Annotated in this window: 16 protein-coding genes; 5 read left to right on the top strand and 11 right to left on the bottom strand. The window is 66.2% G+C overall.

From position 1 onward, the window contains the following. Positions 1 to 2: 2 nt before the first annotated feature. Complete coding sequence (locus tag ACFSQR_RS15400; protein WP_377730835.1) at positions 3 to 1,397, bottom strand: TIGR03013 family XrtA/PEP-CTERM system glycosyltransferase; 1,395 nt, start codon at positions 1,395 to 1,397, stop codon at positions 3 to 5. A 172-nt stretch (positions 1,398 to 1,569) separates the two neighbouring features. On the opposite strand from ACFSQR_RS15400, the gene nadB reads away from it, so the two are divergent. Together nadB and ACFSQR_RS15390 are read left to right on the top strand one after the other, a co-directional pair. Then, positions 1,570 to 3,198 carry an L-aspartate oxidase gene (nadB, locus tag ACFSQR_RS15395; RefSeq protein ID WP_377730834.1) on the top strand — a complete coding sequence of 543 codons (1,629 nt, stop codon included), beginning with the start codon at positions 1,570 to 1,572 and terminating at the stop codon, positions 3,196 to 3,198. Next, positions 3,195 to 4,094, top strand: coding sequence for a DMT family transporter (locus ACFSQR_RS15390; RefSeq protein WP_377730832.1), 900 nt, complete (start codon positions 3,195 to 3,197; stop codon positions 4,092 to 4,094). The genes nadB and ACFSQR_RS15390 overlap by 4 nt, the downstream gene beginning before the upstream one ends. Before the next feature lie 40 nt (positions 4,095 to 4,134). Here the strand turns inward: ACFSQR_RS15390 and nadC are convergent, their stop codons facing one another. From nadC to queE, 10 genes are all read right to left on the bottom strand, one after another. Then, positions 4,135 to 4,998: a carboxylating nicotinate-nucleotide diphosphorylase gene (gene nadC / locus ACFSQR_RS15385; RefSeq protein WP_377730831.1), complete on the bottom strand. Its 864-nt coding sequence runs from the start codon at positions 4,996 to 4,998 to the stop codon at positions 4,135 to 4,137. Continuing rightward, entirely contained in the window at positions 4,995 to 6,128 is a 1,134-nt protein-coding gene (nadA, locus tag ACFSQR_RS15380; RefSeq protein ID WP_377730830.1) for a quinolinate synthase NadA, read from the bottom strand. Before nadA ends, nadC begins: the two co-directional genes overlap by 4 nt. A gap of 113 nt (positions 6,129 to 6,241) precedes the next feature. Then, positions 6,242 to 7,840, bottom strand: coding sequence for an ABC-F family ATPase (locus tag ACFSQR_RS15375; RefSeq protein WP_377730828.1), 1,599 nt, complete (start codon positions 7,838 to 7,840; stop codon positions 6,242 to 6,244). A 104-nt stretch (positions 7,841 to 7,944) separates the two neighbouring features. Beyond that, positions 7,945 to 9,222 (bottom strand): NAD(P)/FAD-dependent oxidoreductase, encoded by a 1,278-nt coding sequence (locus ACFSQR_RS15370; RefSeq protein ID WP_377730827.1) that lies wholly within the window; start codon positions 9,220 to 9,222, stop codon positions 7,945 to 7,947. Then, the gene (locus tag ACFSQR_RS15365; protein ID WP_377730826.1) at positions 9,215 to 10,132 is read right to left on the bottom strand and encodes an LD-carboxypeptidase; all 918 of its coding nucleotides are present in this window, start codon (positions 10,130 to 10,132) and stop codon (positions 9,215 to 9,217) included. Before ACFSQR_RS15365 ends, ACFSQR_RS15370 begins: the two co-directional genes overlap by 8 nt. Then, positions 10,129 to 11,055 carry an alpha/beta fold hydrolase gene (locus ACFSQR_RS15360; protein WP_377730825.1) on the bottom strand — a complete coding sequence of 309 codons (927 nt, stop codon included), beginning with the start codon at positions 11,053 to 11,055 and terminating at the stop codon, positions 10,129 to 10,131. The genes ACFSQR_RS15365 and ACFSQR_RS15360 overlap by 4 nt, the downstream gene beginning before the upstream one ends. A gap of 1 nt (position 11,056) precedes the next feature. Next, positions 11,057 to 12,598, bottom strand: coding sequence for a wax ester/triacylglycerol synthase family O-acyltransferase (locus tag ACFSQR_RS15355; protein WP_377730824.1), 1,542 nt, complete (start codon positions 12,596 to 12,598; stop codon positions 11,057 to 11,059). Between the two features lie 152 nt (positions 12,599 to 12,750). After that, positions 12,751 to 13,224 (bottom strand): tRNA adenosine(34) deaminase TadA, encoded by a 474-nt coding sequence (gene tadA / locus ACFSQR_RS15350; protein ID WP_377730908.1) that lies wholly within the window; start codon positions 13,222 to 13,224, stop codon positions 12,751 to 12,753. A gap of 7 nt (positions 13,225 to 13,231) precedes the next feature. Then, a complete protein-coding gene (queD, locus tag ACFSQR_RS15345) occupies positions 13,232 to 13,681 on the bottom strand; it encodes a 6-carboxytetrahydropterin synthase QueD (RefSeq protein ID WP_377730823.1) in 450 nt (149 codons plus the stop codon). Between the two features lie 3 nt (positions 13,682 to 13,684). Continuing rightward, positions 13,685 to 14,320: a 7-carboxy-7-deazaguanine synthase gene (queE, locus tag ACFSQR_RS15340; RefSeq protein WP_377730822.1), complete on the bottom strand. Its 636-nt coding sequence runs from the start codon at positions 14,318 to 14,320 to the stop codon at positions 13,685 to 13,687. A 145-nt stretch (positions 14,321 to 14,465) separates the two neighbouring features. Here queE and ACFSQR_RS15335 point away from each other — a divergent pair, with 145 nt between their 5' ends. From ACFSQR_RS15335 to ACFSQR_RS15325, 3 genes are all read left to right on the top strand, one after another. Further along, a complete protein-coding gene (locus tag ACFSQR_RS15335) occupies positions 14,466 to 15,086 on the top strand; it encodes a sensor histidine kinase (protein WP_377730821.1) in 621 nt (206 codons plus the stop codon). Positions 15,087 to 15,170: 84 nt separating this feature from the next. Next, positions 15,171 to 16,148, top strand: a complete 978-nt coding sequence (locus ACFSQR_RS15330) for a diguanylate cyclase (RefSeq protein ID WP_377730820.1) — start codon at positions 15,171 to 15,173, stop codon at positions 16,146 to 16,148. A gap of 133 nt (positions 16,149 to 16,281) precedes the next feature. Beyond that, positions 16,282 to 19,119 (top strand): M16 family metallopeptidase, encoded by a 2,838-nt coding sequence (locus tag ACFSQR_RS15325; RefSeq protein WP_377730819.1) that lies wholly within the window; start codon positions 16,282 to 16,284, stop codon positions 19,117 to 19,119. Positions 19,120 to 19,255: the final 136 nt, after the last annotated feature.

The raw sequence follows: 19,255 nt of genomic DNA, 5'->3' as shown, positions 1-19,255 counted from the left end.
TCCTAGCGGCTGCCCTTTCCCGACAGGACCACCTGCACGGTGTCGAGCAGGATGAGCAGGTCGAGGAACAGGCTGTTGTTCTTCACGTAGTACAGGTCGTACTGGAGCTTTTCGACGGCATCGCCAACCGAAGCGCCGTACTGGTAACGCACCTGGGCCAGGCCCGTGATGCCCGGCTTGATGCGGTGGCGGATCTCGTAGTACGGCACTTCCTCGGCCAGCTGGCTGACAAAGTACGCACGTTCGGGACGCGGACCGACGAAGCTCATCTCGCCCTTGAACACATTGACGATCTGCGGCAGCTCGTCGATGCGCAGCTTGCGGATGATGCGTCCCACCCGCGTGACGCGCGGATCGTCCTCGCTGGCCCAGGTCGGCAGGCCGGCGATCTCCGCATCGGTTCGCATGCTGCGGAACTTCAGCACCCTGAACAGGCGCCCGTCCTTGCCCACCCGTTCCTGCGCATACATCACGGGACCGCCATCTTCCAGCCGCACCATGAGTGCGGTAACCAGCATCACCGGCCACGCCACCGCGAAGATCAGGGCGCTGGCCAGCAGGTCGAACGCGCGTTTGGATCCGGCGCGCAGGAAGCTCTGGTCGAAGCCGCCGCCAAAGATCAGGTAGCTGGGCTGGAGCGAATCGACGCGGATCTGGCATGCCTCCCGCTCGAAGAAGGTGGCGCTGTCGATCACCCGCACGCCATTGAGCGCGCATTCGAGCAGCTGGCGAGCCGGATAGGCCCCGCTGCGCCGGTTCGCCACCGCCACCACGATCTCGGTCGCATTCAGGCGCCGCGCCAGCCCAGGCAGCGTTTCGCCAGGCTCGAGCTGGGTGGTCTCGGCCACGCTGTCCTCCTCGCCCGGCACCGGCACGCACCCGATGACCCGGAAGCGGTGGAAGCCCGCCCGCCCGCGGGCCAGCTCCATGCACTCGCGCGCCAGCTGCCCGCTGCCGATGAACAGCAGGCGCGCCTCCAGCAGCTCCGAGCGAGCGGAGCGGTAGACAATCAGGCGTGTCAGCACCACCCCGGCCGCGCCCAGCAGGAACACCAGCGCGATCTCGCCGGGCTCCGGGTTGATGGCGTGGGGATCGACCTCCGGCCGCAGCGCCACCAGTGCATGCAGCAGCGCGAACCCCAGCGCGAACGACGGGGTCAGGCGGCCCAGCGTGGATTTCATTCCGTTTCCGCTGCCCTGGTACATCCCGAGGGCGCTCATGCTGAACAGGACGACCAGCGCGAATGCCACGCTGGAATGGTACAGGTCGGAAGACCCGTGCGAATCGGTTGGGAGCAGCGCACCTGCGATGGTCGCGGCGGTCACCAGGATCGCCAGTTCCAGCATGAGCAGGATGAACGCCATCTTTGAAACGTAATGATTAAAGATGCGTATCACGTGTCCTCCGGGCGTCAATACCGGGGCTAGTCAAAACTCATCTTGGACGAGATGGCGCACCACACTTTGATCGACACCAAGCGTGGCGACGGAACGGAACGGTTAAAGCGCCATTGAGGGGAGCCGCGCAAAGGTCTATAGTGGTGTTTGTTGCAAATAACCCCAAAATTCCATGAAATTTGACGTTGCCATCGTCGGCAGCGGCCTTGCGGGCCTGTCGGTGGCCCTGCACCTGGCCGAAACGCGCCGTGTCGCCATCATCTCGAAACGTGCGCTGCTCGATGGCGCCAGCAACTGGGCGCAAGGGGGCATCGCGGCGGTCCTCGACTCGGGCGACAGCATCGACGAGCACCTCCAGGACACGCTGGTCGCCGGCGCCGGCCTGTGCGACGAGCCTGCCACGCGCTACATCGTGGAACACGGTCGCGAAGCGATCGAATGGCTGATCGCGCAAGGCGTGCCGTTCACGCGCGACGCCAGCGCGGAAATGGGCTTCCACCTCACCCGCGAGGGCGGACACAGTCAGCGGCGCATCATCCACGCGGCCGATGCAACCGGCCACGCGGTGCAGGTCACGCTGGAACAGAAAGTGCGCGCGCACCCGAACATCACGCTGTTCGAGCATCACTGCGCGATCGACGTCATCACCAGCGACAAGCTTGACCGCACCACGGTCCACACCGGTGCGGCGCACCCGCCGGCGCGGGCGCAATGCCTCGGGCTGTACGTGCAGGACGAAAAGAGCGGCAAGGTCATCACCTTCGAAGCCGGCCAGACGGTGCTGGCCACGGGCGGCGCGGGCAAGGTCTACCTGTACACGACCAATCCCGACACCGCGACCGGCGACGGCATCGCAATGGCATGGCGGGCCGGCTGCCGGGTGTCCAACATGGAGTTCATCCAGTTCCATCCGACCTGCCTGTACCATCCGTTCGTCAAATCCTTCCTGATTACCGAGGCGATCCGCGGCGAAGGCGGCCTGCTCAAGCTGCCGCCGGAAGCCGGCGCCGCTGCCGGCACCCGCTTCATGCCCGCGCACGATCCGCGCGCCGAGCTGGCCCCGCGCGACGTGGTGGCGCGCGCAATCGACTTTGAGATGAAAAAGCGCGGCCTGGAATACGTCCACCTCGACATCTCGCACCAGTCGCCGCAGTTCCTCAAGGAGCACTTCCCGACCATCTACGCGCGCTGCCTGGAGCTGGGCATCGACATTTCCAGGGAGCCGATCCCGGTGGTGCCGGCCGTGCACTTTACTTGCGGCGGCGTGGTCACCGACCTGGCCGGCCGCACCGACATCGCCAACCTGTACGCGGTCGGCGAGACCGCCTGCACCGGACTGCACGGCGCCAACCGCCTGGCCAGCAACTCGCTGCTCGAATGCGTGGTGATCGGGCGGGCCTGCGCCCAGGACATCGCCGCGCTGCCGGTCGAACCGGCGCGCGACCTGCCTGAGTGGGACGAGAGCCGCGTCACCGACGCCGACGAGGAAGTCGTCATCTCGCACAACTGGGACGAACTGCGCCGCTCGATGTGGAACTACGTCGGCATCGTGCGCACCACCAAGCGGCTGGAACGCGCCGCGCACCGCATCGAACTGCTGCGCGAGGAAATCGACGAGTACTACCGCAATTTCCGCATCACCCCGGACCTGCTGGAGCTGCGCAACCTGGTGGAAGTGGCATCGCTGATTGTCGACAGCGCGCTCTCGCGCCACGAGAGCCGCGGCCTGCACTTCAGCCGCGACTATCCTGACACGCTGCCGAAGGCGCTGCCGAGCGTCCTCACGCCGCCGCCGCGTTGAATCACAAGCTTTCCCCCTCGACGGCGCTGCTGCTGACGGTGCCGCCCGTCCTTTGGGCCGGCAATGCAATCGCCGGCCGCCTGCTGCGCGACGCCGTCCCACCGATGACGCTCAACCTGCTGCGCTGGTCGCTCGCGCTGCTGATCGTGCTGCCGCTGGCGCGCGCCGTGTTCGCGCCCGGAAGCGGCTTATGGAGCAACTGGCGGCGCTTCGGCATGCTCGGCCTGCTCGGCATCGGCCTGTACAACTCGCTCCAGTATCTGGCGCTGCGTACCTCCACGCCGATCAACGTGACCCTGGTTGCTGCCAGCATGCCGGTGTGGATGATGCTGGTCGGCCTGCTGTTCTTCCGGATGCAGGTGCGCGCGCGCCAGGTCGCGGGAGCCGCGCTGTCGATCGCCGGCGTGCTGCTCGTGCTCTCGCGCGGCGACCCAGCCGTGCTGCAGTCGCTGCGCCTGGTGCCGGGCGACCTGTACATGATCGCGGCGTCGATCGCGTGGGCGTTCTACACCTGGCTGCTGTTGCAGCCGGGCGATCCGCCCGCGATTCGCGCGGACTGGGCGGCGTTCATGTTCGCGCAGGTGCTGTATGGCGTCGCGTGGTCGGGATTGTTCACGGCGGCCGAGTGGGCGCTCGTGCCGGTGCGGATCGAGTTCGGGTGGACGCTGGTGCTGGGATTACTGTATGTGGCGGTGGGACCGGCGGTGGTGGCGCTGCGCTGCTGGGGCGCCGGCGTGCAGCGCGCCGGGCCGAATGTGGCGGCGTTCTTCAGCAACCTGACGCCGCTATTCGCGGCGCTGCTGTCGTCGGCGTTCCTGGGCGAGGCGCCGCAGCTGTATCACGCGGGCGCGTTCGGGCTGATCGTGGCGGGAATCGTGCTCTCCTCCCGCCGCTAAGCGTTTCGCCATCCCCGCCGACGCGGGGATGGCAAATACGCTAAATGATGCGCAGGGAGTAGTCGACCGCGCGCACGTCCTTGGTCAGGGCGCCGATCGAAATGCGGTCCACGCCCGTCTCGGCGATCGCGCGCACGGTGCTCATGTTGACGCCGCCGGACGCTTCCAGCAGCGCGCGCCCGGCGTTGATTTTCACCGCCTCGCGCATCTTGTCGAGGTCGAAGTTATCGAGCAGGATCGACTTGGCGCCCGCCGCCAATGCTTCTTCCAGCTGCGCCAGCGTCTCCACTTCCACCTGCACCGGCACGCCGGCGCCGAGCTGCTCGGCCGCCTTGAGCGCCTGCGTCACGCCTCCCGCCGCCGCGATGTGGTTTTCCTTGATCAGGATGCCGTCGTACAGCGCCATGCGCTGGTTCTGGCCACCGCCCACGCGCACCGCATATTTCTGCGCCTGGCGCAGGCCCGGCACGGTCTTGCGCGTGTCGAGGATGCGCGCATTGGTGCCGGCGACGACTTCCACGTACTTGCGGGTGGCCGTCGCCACGCCGGACAGCAGCTGCATGAAGTTGAGCGCGCTGCGCTCTGCCGTCAGCAGCGAACGTGGCGGTGCATCGATCATGCACACGATGCTGTTCGCCTCCATCAGGTCGCCCTCGGCATAGTTCCACTCGATGCGGATGCTGTGGTCGAGCGCGCGCATCACGCCTTCGAACCACGGCGCGCCGCACAGGACGGCTTCTTCGCGCACCAGCACGCGCGCCTTCACGCGCGTGTCTGCCGGTACCAGCTGCCCGGTCAGGTCGCCGGTGCCGACGTCTTCCAGCAGCGCCGCGAGGAGATTGGATTCAAAGGCCTTTTGCAGGGCCTCGTCGAACTGGTCATACGGGTTGCGCAACGTGCTCATGCGGGGCCGATTCCCTTGAATAGATTGGATTCCTGCTCCAGCTTGCCGGTCGGGAACGCCTTGGCTTTCTTGGCGGCGGCGAAGTCGAGCATGCGGTCGATCGCACGCACCGCCTGCCTGCCGATCTCGGGATCCACGAACACTTCGTTGCGGCCGGATTCGAGCACGTCGGCCAGGTTCTGCAGGCCGTTCATGGCCATCCACGGGCAGTGCGCGCAGCTCTTGCAGGTGGCGCTGTTGCCGGCGGTCGGCGCTTCGATGAATTCCTTGCCGGGCGCGGCCATTTTCATCTTGTGCAGGATGCCGTTGTCGGTCGCGACGATGAAGCGCGTGGCATCCATGGTCACGGCGGCGTTGATCAGCTGCGTGGTCGAGCCGACCACGTCGGCCAGGGCCACCACGTTCGCCGGCGACTCGGGGTGCACGAGGATCTTCGCGTCCGGGTGCTCCGCCTTGAGCAGGTCCAGTTCAATGCCCTTGAATTCGTCATGGACGATGCACGAGCCCTGCCACAGCAGCATGTCGGCGCCGGTCTTCTTCTGGATGTAGGAGCCCAGGTGGCGGTCGGGCGCCCACAGGATCTTCCTGCCCTGCGCATGCAGGTGGGCGACGATGTCCAGGCCGATCGACGAGGTGACCATCCAGTCCGCGCGCGCCTTCACGGCGGCGCTGGTATTCGCGTACACCACGACGGTGCGGTCCGGGTGCTGGTCGCAGAAGGCGGAAAACTCCTCGATCGGGCAGCCCAGGTCGAGCGAGCAGGTCGCGTCCAGGTCCGGCATCAGGATGCGCTTTTCCGGGCTCAGGATCTTGGCCGTTTCGCCCATGAAGCGCACGCCTGCAACCACCAGCGTTTTGGCCGGGTGGTCGCGGCCGAAGCGCGCCATCTCGAGCGAGTCGGACACGCAGCCGCCGGTTTCCTCGGCCAGGTCCTGCAGCTCGGCGTCCACATAATAGTGGGCGACCAGGACGGCTTCCTGCTCCTTGAGCAGGCGCCGGATGCGCTCCTTGAGTTCTTTTTTCTGGGCCGGCTCCAGCGGGGCCGGGGTGCGCGCCCATGCGTGGGCGGTGCAGGTCTGGCCCGCCTGCGGAAGGTCGTACTCGACGGTTTTGATCGGTAGTATTTGCATAGCTATTACTATCCCACAGATTGAAAAGCGCCGTCATTCCCGCAGGCGCGGGAACCCATGCTGACGCCGCCATCCTGGCCCGTATGGGTCCCCGCTTTCGCGGGGATGACGCTTTAGGCGATGCCCTGGCTGGTCAGGTACTCTTCGTAATTGCCGCGGAAGTCGATGATCTCGTTTTCCTTGATCTCGATGACGCGGGTGGCCAGCGAGGAGACGAACTCGCGGTCGTGCGACACAAAGATCATGGTGCCGGCGTACTTGTCCAGCGCAATGTTCAGCGACTCGATCGATTCCATGTCCATGTGGTTGGTCGGCTCGTCGAGCAGCAGCACGTTGTGGCGGCCCAGCATGAGCTTGCCGTACATCATGCGGCCCTTTTCGCCGCCGGACAGCACGCGCACGGACTTCTTGACTTCGTCGCCGGAGAACAGCAGGCGGCCCAGGATCGAGCGCACGGCCTGGTCGTCGTCGCCTTCCTTGGTCCACTGGCCCATCCAGTCGGTCAGCGTGGTGTCGGTCGCGAAGTCCTCGGTCGGATCCTGCGGCATGTAGCCGACGTTGGCGTTTTCCGCCCACTTGACGATGCCGCGGTCCGGATGCAGGCCGGCCAGGTCGCCGCCGATACAGCGCAGCAGCGTGGTCTTACCGGCACCGTTGGCGCCAATGATCGCAATCTTCTCGCCCGCTTCGACCATGATGCTGAAGTTCTTGAAGAGCGTGCGGTCGTACGTCTTTTCGATGCCCTCGACCTCCACCGCCAGGCGGTGCAGCTTCTTCTCGCCTTCGAAACGCACGAACGGATAGGCGCGCGAAGACGGCTTGATGTCGTCGACCTTGATCTTGTCGATCATCTTCAGGCGGGAAGTCGCCTGGCGGGCCTTGGACTTGTTGGCCGAGAAGCGGCGCACGAAGTCCTGCAGTTCGGCGACCTTTTCCTTGGCCTTGACGTTGTTGGCCAATTGCTGGTTGCGCGCCTGGGTCGAGGCGAGCATGTAGTCGTCGTAGTTGCCCGGATAGATCTTCAGCGTGCCGTAGTCCATATCGGCGACGTGGGTGCAGACCTGGTTCAGGAAGTGGCGATCGTGGGAGATGATGATCATGGTGGAGTTGCGCTCGTTGAGCACATCTTCCAGCCAGCGGATCGTGTTGATGTCCAGGTTGTTGGTCGGCTCGTCGAGCAGCAGGATGTCCGGGTTCGAGAACAGTGCCTGCGCCAGCAGCACGCGCAGCTTCCAGCCCGGCGCTACGGCGCTCATCGGGCCGTGGTGCAGGTCGATCGACACGCCCACGCCCAGCAGCAGTTCGCCCGCGCGCGACTCGGCGGTGTAGCCGTCGTACTCGGCCACTTTGCCTTCCAGCTCGGCCGCCTGCATGTAGTCGTCGTCGGTCGCTTCGGGGTTCGCGTAGATCGCGTCACGCTGCTGGATCGCCGCCCACATCTCGGTGTGGCCCATCATGACCACGTCCAGCACGCGCATGTCTTCGTACGCGAACTGGTCCTGGCGCAGCTTGCCCAGGCGCTCGTTCACGTCCAGCGACACGTTGCCGGCGCTCGGCTCCAGGTCGCCGCCGAGGATTTTCATGAAGGTGGACTTGCCGCAGCCGTTCGCGCCGATCAGGCCGTAACGGTTGCCGTCGCCAAACTTGACCGAGATGTTCTCGAACAGCGGCTTGGCGCCGAATTGCATGGTGATGTTTGCTGTTTGTAGCACGGGTAATGCCTCTAAAGATGCGGTATGGGATAACCCTCTATTCTACCACTGAGCAATGGGGGAACCGTCCTGCGCCGCGGAGCGGCAGAATGCTCCCCTGCGTGTCACTGGCGCAGCCAGTCGCGCAGCTCGTAGTACCAGTATGTCAACTGCGCGGCAACCAGCCCGGCGGGGCCGCCTGTCGATGGCAGGCCCCACGGCGCAAAGCGGTCGAGCGTGACGCCGTCGCCGCAGATGGCGGCGGCAAGGACGTCGCCCGCCAGCGTGGTCGGACCGACGCCGTGGCCGCCGAAGCCCATGCCGTACCACAGGCCCTCGGGCAGGCGCCCAAGCTGCGGCATCTTGTGGCGGCCGTAGCTCATCATGCCGCTCCAGGCGTAGTCCACGCGGGTCCCGGCCAGCTGCGGATAGACCTTCATCATGTCGCCGAACAGCAGGCGCGCCACGTCGGCCGGGCTGCGGTCGCGCACCGAGATGCGCCCGCCCCACAGGATGCGCGAATCGGCCAGCGGCCGGTAGTAATCGAAGGCGAACCGGGTGTCGTAGACCGCCGCGCCGGTGCGCATGGCCGTCGGCAGGCGCTCGCCCAGCGGCTCCGTCACCATCACGTAGGTGGCGATCGGCAGGATCGCGCCGGCCAGGCGCGGGTACAGCTTTTCGATATAGCCGCCGCAGCAGATGACCACCTCTTTGGCGCGCACTTCGCCCTGCGCGGTCTTCACGCGCCAGTGCGCGCCCTCCCTGGCGATGCCGGCCACGCGGCTGTTCTCGTGCACCCGCACGCCGCCCGCATCCAGCGCGCGCGCCAGGCCCTGCGCGTACTTCAGCGGATGGAAATGGAAGGCGTTTTCCTCGAACAGGCCGCCGAAGTAGCGGCGGCTGTCCAGCTTATCCACCAGCTCGTCGCGCGATACGCGCTTCCAGTCCACGCCCAGCGAGTCGGCCATGAAGCGTTGCTGCGCGTCGAGGATGGAATCGTCGTCGAACCAGTTGGCGAGGTAGATGCCGGCGTGGCTGGCGTCGCAGTCGATGCCGTAGCGCTCGATGCGTCGGCGGATCTGCTCGACCGCGTCGAGCGTCAGGCGGTACAGCTTGCGCCCCTCCTCCACACCGACCGTATCGACCAGTCCGCGCTCGCCCAGCGAGAAGCCGCCGAACACGAAGCCGCCGTTGCGGCCGGACGCGCCGAAGCCGACATGCTGCGACTCCAGCAGCACCACATCGTTCCGGCCGCGCTCCATCAGCGCGCAGGCGGTGGCCAGGCCGGCGAAGCCGCCGCCGATGATGCACACCTCGGCCTCCTGGATACCGGACAGGCGCGGGTAGTCGGTGGCGCCTGCGGTGGCGCGGTAATAGCTTTCGGGGGACAGCAATTCAGGCATGTGGCAGGGTCGGGTAGCCGCTCATGGTCAGGGTAAAACGCTCGCCATCGCTGGCAAGCCGCGCGTGCGCGCCCACGGGAATCGTCGCGCGCACCGGCACGTGCCCGAACGGCAGGCCGGTGAGGATCGGCACCGGCACGCGCTCGCGCAGCCAGGCCAGCATGGCCTCGAAGTCGTAGCCGTTGTCCGATGGGCCGAGGCGGTAGTCGGTAAAGGCGCCGAACACCAGCGCCTTCTGGCGCGCGAGGACGCCGCAATTGAGCAGCTGGATCAGGATGCGCTCGATGCGGTACGGGTGCTCGTTGATGTCTTCGATGAACAGGATGCCGCCTTCCACGTGCGGCAGGTAGGGCGTGCCGCACAGGTGCGAGAGGATGGCCAGGTTGCCGCCCCAGACCGGACCGGACACGTCGAGCACCGGATTGCCGGCGCCCTCGCCTTCCACGGTATGGGTGGGGCCGCGCAGGCAGCGCGCGAAGCTCTCCAGCGTGTACGCAACCGGCTCGGGCTTGCCGAAGTCGCCGTACAGCATGGGACCTGCGTAGCTCATCGCCCCTTCCATGGCCAGCAGCCCCATATGCAGCGAGGTGATGTCGCTGTAGCCCGTCAGGATCTTGCCGCTCGATGCCAGCAGGCCGAAGTCGACCCGGTCGAGGATGCGGCTGACGCCGTAGGCGCCGCGCAGGGCCATGATGACCTGCACTTCCGGATTGCGCGCCGCCTCGTGCAATGCCGCCAGGCGCGCGTCGTCGGTGCCGCCGAAGCGCTGGAAGCGACGGTCATGGTCGTAGTAGTTGTGGACGATGGCGCCGTGCGCCTCGAGTTCGCGCAGGCCGCTCGCGACCTGGCCGCCATCGAGCGCGCAGCCGCCGGGCGCCACGATGGCGATGCCGATATCTTGGAGGATCACTGTTTTTCGAAGAGGCGGACGATTGGGTCAAACGCCATCTTACCGTGCGCATGTGCGTCGATCAAGGCAACCAGCCTTTCCACCAGCGGCGACGGAATGTCGTGACCCATGCCTTCGATGACTTCCAGCTGCGCTCCCTCGACCTGGCTGGCGGTGTCGATGCCGCATTCGAGCGGCACCAGCGGGTCGGCCGCGCCATGGATCACCAGCGTGCGCACGCGCAGCTTCTGCAGCAGGGCGCAGCGCTCGCCCGAGGCCGTGATGGCGGCCAGCTGCCGTAGCACCCCGCCGGGGCAGATATTGCGCTCGATCGCCCGCGTCACACGCTGGCGCAGCACCGCATCGGGCGTCGGATACGACGGGCTGCCGATCGCATGCAGCACCTCCACCATGTGCTCGATCACGCCGCGCCGGTTCATGGCATGCCTAGGCGCGCGCATGAGGACCTCGCGCACCGCGCGGGCCGGGCCCGGCAGCGAACGGCGCCCGGTGGTGGACATCATCGACGTCAGGCTTAACACCCGCTCTGGATGGCGTGCTGCCAGCACCTGCGCGATCATTCCTCCCATGGACACGCCGACCACGTGCGCTTGCGGGACGCGCAGCCAGTCCAGCAGTCCGAGCGCATCGTCCGCCATGTCGTCCAGCAGGTAGGGCGCGCCCATGCGCCAGCCGATACGCGACTTGAGCCATGTGAAGAACAGGCTGGGCGTCCCGGCCTTGTCGAACTTGGTGGAGAGCCCGCAATCCCGATGATCGTAGCGGATCACATAAAAGCCCAGCTCCGCCAGGCCGTCGACGAAGTCGTCGGGCCAGGCCGTCAGCTGCATCCCGAGTCCCATCACCAGCAGCAAGGGCGTTCCGCGCGGATCGCCCGTGGTTTCGTAGGCGATTTCGATGCCGTTTGCTTTGGCGATGGGCACGTCAACCTCGCTTGCTGCGTGCGCCGCGGCTTGCCGCGGGAGCAGCGCCGCCGTTGCGGCGCGCCGCGCCTGCGGACGCCGGAGGTGGCCCTGCCGCAGCGGACTCGCCGGCCTTGCCGGCTGTGGTTTTGCCCTCATGGGCACTGTCAGTATCCGGCAGCGGCTCGGGTTCCAGCGCCCGCGCCGCGGCCAGCAGTTCCGCGTGCGCCGCGCGCAGGTCGTCCACCAGCCGCTGCACGTCCGGCACGGCAACGGCCGCGGCGACGATGCCGATATCGAGCATGTCGCAGCAGCTTTGCGCGGTGATGTTGAGCGCCAGCCCATGCGTGACGATCGACACCGGATAGGTGGCGAGCACGCCCGCGCCTGCGATATGGGGCGGATGCGCCGGTCCTGCGACGTGGGAGACGATGAGATTGGCCAGCGGCGGCATGTTTTCGGCCAGGCGCGCATGCTCGGCCACCATGGCTGCGCCGCCCATCATCCAGGGCACGCCCAGGCCTGGGAAGTCCGACAGGACCAGCGGCCGCAGCGTCGAGACCTCCGAGCGCATGGCGTGGGTGTGATGGACGATGGCGCGCATGCGCGAGCCGGCATCGGGCATCGCGGTCGCCAGCTCGGTGCGCCACAGGCTGACCTGGCTGGACAAATGCCCGCCGTCGCGCTCGCGCAGGCTGACCGGTACCGCCGCGACCAGTGCGCGGTCCGGCGTTGCGCCATGCGCCTGCAGGTATCGGCGCAGCGCGCCATCGACAACCGCCAGCAGCGCGTCGTTGACCGTGCCGGCATACGCGCGCGCGGCGAGCGAAAGCTCGTCCAGCGGCAGTTGCAGCGTGGCGAAGACGCGCTCGGCGCCGACCGACACATTGAAGGGTGTGCGCGGCGCGGCCGAAGGCATCCGCCCGCGCATCGATGCCATCGTGCGCAGCCCTTCCGGCATATGGCGCGCCATGTCGAAGGCCTGGCCGACGGCATGCGCCAGCGACGACGCCAGCAGCGACATCGGACCTGGTGCATGGCCTGGCGCTGGTGCCGCCTTGTCCGCGGGAGCGGCGCTGCCGGCGCCCGGCACGGTTTCGGCGAGCGCCTGCATGATCGCGGTCGCGCCGATCCCTTCGAGCGCCGCATGGTGGAACTTGGCGTACAGCGCCAGCCTGCCTTCCTTGAGGCCATCCACCAGGTGCAGTTCCCACAGCGGGCGGCTGCGGTCGAGCGGCACCGCGTGCAGCGTCGCCACCAGGCGTTCCAGGTCGTGCATGCTGCCCTCGCCCGCCAGCGTGTGGCTGCGCACGTGATGGTCCAGGTCTACGTTCTCGTCCGTGATCCAGACCGGATTGGACAGGCCGAACGGGATCGGCTGGAGCTTGCGGGTCAACAGGGGAACGGCCGGCATGCGCGTGGTGACGTAGCGTTGCAGCTCGTCGAGGAAACCGGTGCGCCGTTCGTCGGGCACGTCCAGCATCAACAGGCTGCCTGCGTGCATCGGCACGGAAGGCGTTTCGAGGTGCAGGAAGCTGGCGTTCAGGCCGCTCAGGTAGTCCATCGGCGCCACCTGGGGTCATGGGACGAGAAGGCGCGCGCGGGCGGGCTTGCCGGCGCGGCGACGCTGGTGAAAACGGCAGGAATATGGAAACGCGGCAGCAAGACGGCCTCCCCGATCGATGCGATCGAGGATACCAGTTTTTGCTTTTTTGCTTAGTCCGGTGCGGCTTCCGGTGCGCGCCTTGCCGCGGCGGCGAGCGCCCTGCGTTCCGCAAAGAAACGCCTGAGCATATTGCCGGTTTCCTCGGCCAGGATGCCGCCTTCGACCTGGGCGTGGTGGTTCAGCGTCTCATTGGCGAACATGTCCACCACGGAGCCGCAGGCGCCCGTCTTGGGGTCGGGCGCGCCGTACACGATGCGGGCCAGGCGCGCATGCATCATGGCGCCGGAGCACATGGCGCACGGTTCCAGCGTGACGTACAGTTCGCAGCCCGGCAGGCGGTAGTTGCCCAGCTTTGCGGCCGCGGCCCGCAGCGCCACGATCTCCGCGTGGGCTGTCGGATCATGCGTGCCGATCGGCTGGTTGAAGCCGGTGGCGATCACTTCGCCATCGCGCACCACCACCGCCCCTACCGGCACTTCACCCAGCGCCCAGGCCTTGTCGGCCTCGGCCAGCGCCAGGCGCATGAAGTCTTCAGGCGTCTTCAACGATCTCTGCCCAGCAGTTTGGCGTCTCGTGCAGCACCAGCTTGTGCAGGTGCAGGCCGGTCCCGTAGCGGTCCTTGTAGGCCGCGCGCAGGATATCCCATGCGGTGCGCGCCAGGTTCTCCACGGTCGGGATGCGGTCGATCACGACCGTCTTGTGATCGGGCATGGAGGCGAGGAATTCGCGCACTGGAACATCCTTCTCGTACACCAGGAACGCATGGTCCCACACGTCCACCAGGTGCTGCTTGGCCAGCGCCTTGATATCGGAGAAGTCCATGATCATGCCGTTGTCCGAGCTGCCTTCCTGCTCGATCACATTGCCGACCAGGGTGATCTCGAGGGTGTAGCGGTGCCCGTGCAGGTTGCGGCACTGGCTCTTGTGGTCTGGAATCCGGTGGCCGGCATCGAATTCGAGCTTGCGGGTAATGGTCAGCATTGCTTAAGGAATCTGTAGGAGTTTGTGGGTCTGGATGCTCAGCTTCCACTTGGGGTTGCGCTTGCAGGTCTCGATCGCCAGCGTAGTGTTGAAAGCGGCCAGCGGGCCGTCCATCGGCTGCACGAAGAAATTGTCGAACTCCAGGTGCTCGTAGGCAGCAAGATCCTGGTTCGCCTGCGGGATCACGACCTTGATCTCGTTGCCTTTGCCCACCACGAGGGTCGAACCCATCTTCGGGCTCACGCACACCCAGTCCACGCCCGGCGGGACCGGCAGCGTGCCGTTGGTTTCGATCGCAATCGTGAAACCGCGCGCGTGCATTGCTTCGATCAGCGGGGCGTCCAGCTGGAGCAGCGGTTCGCCGCCGGTAAGGACCACGTACTTGTTGATTGGATGCGACTGCGGCCACAGGCTGTCGATACGCGCGGCCAGCGATGCGGCATCGCGAAACTTGCCGCCGCCTTCGCCGTCCGTGCCCACGAAGTCGGTGTCGCAGAACTGGCAAATGGCGCTGGCTCGGTCGTCCTCGCGGCCGGTCCACAGGTTACAGCCGGAAAAACGGCAAAACACCGCCGGGCGGCCGGCATGCGCGCCTTCCCCCTGCAAGGTGTAGAACATTTCTTTGATGCTGTAAGTCACTTGTACGCCGCCTGCCGCAATCGATCAACCGGCCATTATAACGCGATCCGGGTGGCGGCGTAATTGCCGCTGGCTTGCGATATCACAAAGTAGCTTCCGCACGGCAACGGTAACGTTGTAAGACAGGTCCTACAAAGGAGAGCCCATGAAGCCATCCGCCCGTGAAGCCCGTGACCATGAAAGGCAGCGCATCGCCCGTGACATCCATGACGACCTTGGCCAGAGCCTGCTCGTGCTCAAGCTGGAACTGAGCCGGCTGTGCGACAGCATCGCCGGCCCGCTTGGCGGCCAGGTCGATCAGCTGATCCGCCATGTCGACGCCACCATGCTTTCCCTGCGCGCCATCATCCACGACTTGCGCACGCCGGCGCTGGAAACGGGTCTGAGCGACGCGGTGCAGCGACAGCTGGACGACTTTTCGCGCGTAACCGGGGTGGGACACCGGCTGCAGATCACGCCGCAACTGGACGACGTCACCCCGAGCGCGGGCATCGTGGTGTTCAGGACGCTGCAGGAACTGCTGGCCAACGTGGCGCGCCACGCCAAGGCCAGCCAGGTGCAGGTCGACCTGGACGCGGATGCCGATAACGGACTGACCCTGCGGGTCCAGGACGACGGGATCGGCATCGGGCCCGTGTTGTCGCCCGGGGCCTGCGGGCTGCACGGGATGCGCGAGCGTATCCGCGGGGCCGGCGGCAGCCTTGCCATCGACAGCAAGGGAGGCGGCGGCACCTGCGTCACCGTGTCGATCCCCCGCGCTCACTAACATTGCCCAAGATCAATACTACGCGAGACTTGCACGGCAGAATCGAAACCTACCCGGTGCCAATCTTCGCCCAACGGACAGAATATGACCTTAATAAATAGCACCATCGACGACTTCGCAGGCAGGCTCATGGAGCGGCTGGCGGTCCCCGCCTTCGTCATCGACCCGGACTGCAAAGTGGTGATCTGGAACCGGGCCTGCGAAGACCTGACCCACGTGCCGGCCGGCGAAATGGTCGGCACGCGCGAACACTGGCGCAGCTTCTACCAGGCACCGCGCCCAACCCTGGCGGACCTGGTGGTCCAGAACCGCACCGACGAGATCGGCATCCTGTATCCGCGACACAGCATGCCCTGCGACGCGGCAGGCTTGACGCGCGGCTCGCACCTGCGGGCCGAGAACTGGTGCGACATGCCCCGCGCCGGCCAGCGCCGCTACCTTGCCGCCGATGCCAGCCCCATCCTCGACGACGACGGCGAACTGGTCGCCGTCGTGCAAACCCTGCGCGACATGACCGACGAGCGCGACGCCCGCGCAGCCCTGGAATTGCTGGCGCGGCGCGACGCGCTGACCGGGCTGGCCAACCGCCGCTGCTTCGACGACACCCTGCAGGCCGAATGGGCGCGCGCGCAGCGGCACAAGCAGCCGCTGTCGCTGCTGATGGTGGACGTGGACAACTTCAAGCAGTACAACGACGCCAACGGCCACCTGGGCGGCGACGACTGCCTGCGCCGCATCGCCAGCGCCGTCTCGAGCGAGATGCGCACCAACGACCTGGTCGCGCGATACGGCGGCGAGGAGTTTGCCGTGATCCTGCCCAACGAATCGCTCAAGGGCGCCGCCGTGGTGGCGGAGCGGATCCGGCGCCGGGTGGAGCGGATGCAGCTGCCCAACCCGCTCTCGCCGCAGCGCCTGGTGACGGTGTCGATCGGCGCAGCCACCGCGCTCGACGCCAGCGGCATGGACGCGCATGAACTGGTGGGCATTGCCGACGCCGCGCTGTACCGGGCCAAGCACCTGGGCCGCAACCGCATCAGCCTGCCCCAGGCCGAAATGGCCTGATCTGCGGGGGAACTATCCGTGCGGATCGGCTCTCTGTACATACCCATGCATACACCGTAAAAACAACAATGCACGCTGTCATTTGTGTGGCGATTCCCTTATCCTTTGCGCCACACAAATATAAGGAGGCATCGTGCCAAGAATCACATCCCTCGTACTGGCGGCCCTGCCGGTACTGTTCTCGAGCGCCTGGGCCGCCACGCCCGCGCCGGCCAGGAGCGACGTGCTGCCTTTCACGGCGACGGAAAAGACCCTGCCGAACGGCCTGAAGATCATCGTCGTGCCGACCGGCTTCCCGAACATCGTCTCGGTGCAGATTCCGGTGCAGACGGGCTCGCGCAATGAAATCGAACCGGGCAAATCCGGCTTCGCGCACTTCTTCGAACACATGATGTTCCGCGGGACCAAAGCCTACCCGCCCGAGAAATACCAGGACATCATCACCAAGGCCGGCGCGCGCCAGAACGCCTACACCAGCGACGACCTGACCAACTACCACACCACCTTTGCCAAGGAAGACCTGGAAACGGTGCTGAAAGTCGAGGCAGACCGCTTCCAGAACCTGGACTACCCTGAAGCCGTCTTCAAGACCGAATCGCGCGCCGTGCTGGGCGAGTACAACAAGAACAGTGCCAACCCGATGTCCAAGCTGCTCGAAGCGCAGCGCAACGCCGCGTACAGCACGCACACCTACAAGCACACCACGATGGGCTTCCTGAAGGACATCGAGGACATGCCCAACCAGTACGCGTACTCCAAGGTCTTCTTCGACCGCTGGTACCGTCCCGAGCGCACCACCGTGATCATCGCCGGCGACGTCGAGCCGAAGAAAGCGATCGCGATGGTCGAAAAATACTGGGGCAACTGGAAACCGGGCAGCTACAAGGCCAGCGTGCCGGCAGAGCCGCCGGCCAAAGGCCCGATCTACACCCACGTGAACTGGCAGACCAAGACCCTGCCGGTCGTCACCGTGGCGTTCCGCTCGCCGGCATTCTCCGACAAGCAGAAGGACCAGGCCGCGCTGTCGATGCTGCTGTCGCTGCAGTTCGGCCGCACCTCCCCGCTGTACAAGCGCCTGGTGCAGGACGAGCAGAAGGTCGACCAGCTGTTCGACTTCACCCCGCCGCGCGTGGACCCGACCCTGGCCACCATCGGCGCGCGCGTGAAGAAGCTCGATGACGCCCTGTACGTGCGCGACGCGATCATGAAGACCGTCGCCGACGCCCGCACCCGCCCGGTCTCCGCCAAGGAACTGGCCGACGCCAAGTCCGCCCAGAAGTACGCCCTGATCCGCTCGCTCGACAACACCGAGCAGATCGCCAGCACGCTGGCCTCGTACGTCCACTACAACCGCTCGTACGGCACCCTGAACAACTACTACCGCGTGGTCGACTCGCTCACCCCGCAGGACCTGCAGGCTGCAGCGAACAAGTACCTGACCGACGCCAACATGGTTGTCACCACGCTGTCGAGCGAGCCGATGCCGGCAGCGATGTCGCAACTCCCAAAGCTGTCCTCCATGGCCAGCGTAGCGGGCGAAGGCAAGTTCGACGTGCTGGTGCAGAAGTCGACCCTACCGCAGATCCGCTTCAAGCTGGTCTTCGCGGCCGGTTCCGCGCATGATCCGAAGGGCAAGGAAGGCCTGGCCGCACTGACCGCCGCGATGGTCGCCTCCGCCGGCTCGCGCGACATGAAGTTCGCCGACATCACCAAGGCCATGTTCCCGATGGCGGCCAGCTTCAACGACCAGACCGACAAGGAAATGACCACCTTTACCGGTTCCACCCACAAGGACAACTGGAACCAGTACCTGGACATCGCCATGCCGATGCTGGTCGACCCGGGCTTCCGCGAAGAAGACTTCCGCCGCCTCAAGGACCTGCACAAGAATGCGCTCGTGCTCGACCTCAAGGACAACAACGAAGAGGAATTCGGCAAGGAGCGCCTGCAGGTCAACGTGTTCGCCGGCACCGGCTACGCGCACCCTGTCCTGGGCACCATCGCCGGGCTGGACGCGATCACGCTGGACGACGTCAAGGCCTTCTACAAGCAGGCCTACACCCAGGGCGCGGTCCGCGTCGGCATCTCGGGCGACGTCAGCGACGAGATGACCGCCTCGCTCAAGCGCGAACTGGCGCGCCTCGCGGCCGGACCTGGACTGCCGGCGACCCCGGTGCCGCAGGGCCGCATGCCGAATGGCCTGGAAGTCGAAATCATCGAAAAGAACACCCGCGCCACCGCGATCTCGTTCGGCCTGCCGCTGACCGTGACGCGTTCGCACCCGGACTTCCCTGCCCTGTGGCTGGCCAAGACCTGGCTGGGCGAGCACCGCGCCTCCAACTCCTACCTGTACCAGCGCATCCGCGAACTGCGCGGCATGAACTACGGCGACTACGCCTACATCGAAGCGTTCCCGCGCGGGATGTTCCAGTTCTTCCCGAGCCCGAACCTGGGCCGCAAGGCGCAGCTGTTCGAAGTCTGGATCCGTCCGGTCGCGCCGGAGAACGCGCACATGGCGCTGCGCATCGCCCTGTTCGAACTGGGCAAACTGGTCGACAAGGGCCTCACCGCCCAGGACTTCGAGACCACCCGCGACTACCTGATGAAGAACGTGTTTGTCATGACCGCGACCCAGGACCAGCAGCTTGGCTACGCGCTCGACTCGCAGTGGTACGGCACGCCGGAATTCACCCGGATGATGCGCGACGCCCTGTCGAAGATGACGGTTGCCGACGTCAACGCCGCCATCAGGAAGCACCTGTCGGCGAAGAACCTCTCGGTCGTCATGATCACCAAGGACGCCGCCGGCCTCAAGCAAGCGCTGGTCACCGACGCCTTCAGCCCGGTCAAGTACGACGGCGCCAAGAGCGCCGACGTCCTGGCCGAAGACCAGGTCATCGGCTCCATGAAGCTGGGCATCAAGCCTGAGTCGGTCGTCATCACCCCGGCCGCAGCGGCCTTCGCGAACTAATTTTCGCCACCTCACCCCGGGGCCGGGCCTCCTTTGCAGGGAGGCGCCCGACCCCGGGTGCGTCTTCCACACAACACTCGGTGCGCGCATGATGCCTCTCCCGTGCGCACCCACCTGCTGATCTGCATCAAATCGG

This window comes from Pseudoduganella sp. GCM10020061 (assembly GCF_042683405.1).
Classification (GTDB): Bacteria; Pseudomonadota; Gammaproteobacteria; order Burkholderiales; family Burkholderiaceae_D; genus Telluria.
This window is presented reverse-complemented; position numbering and strand designations above follow the sequence as displayed.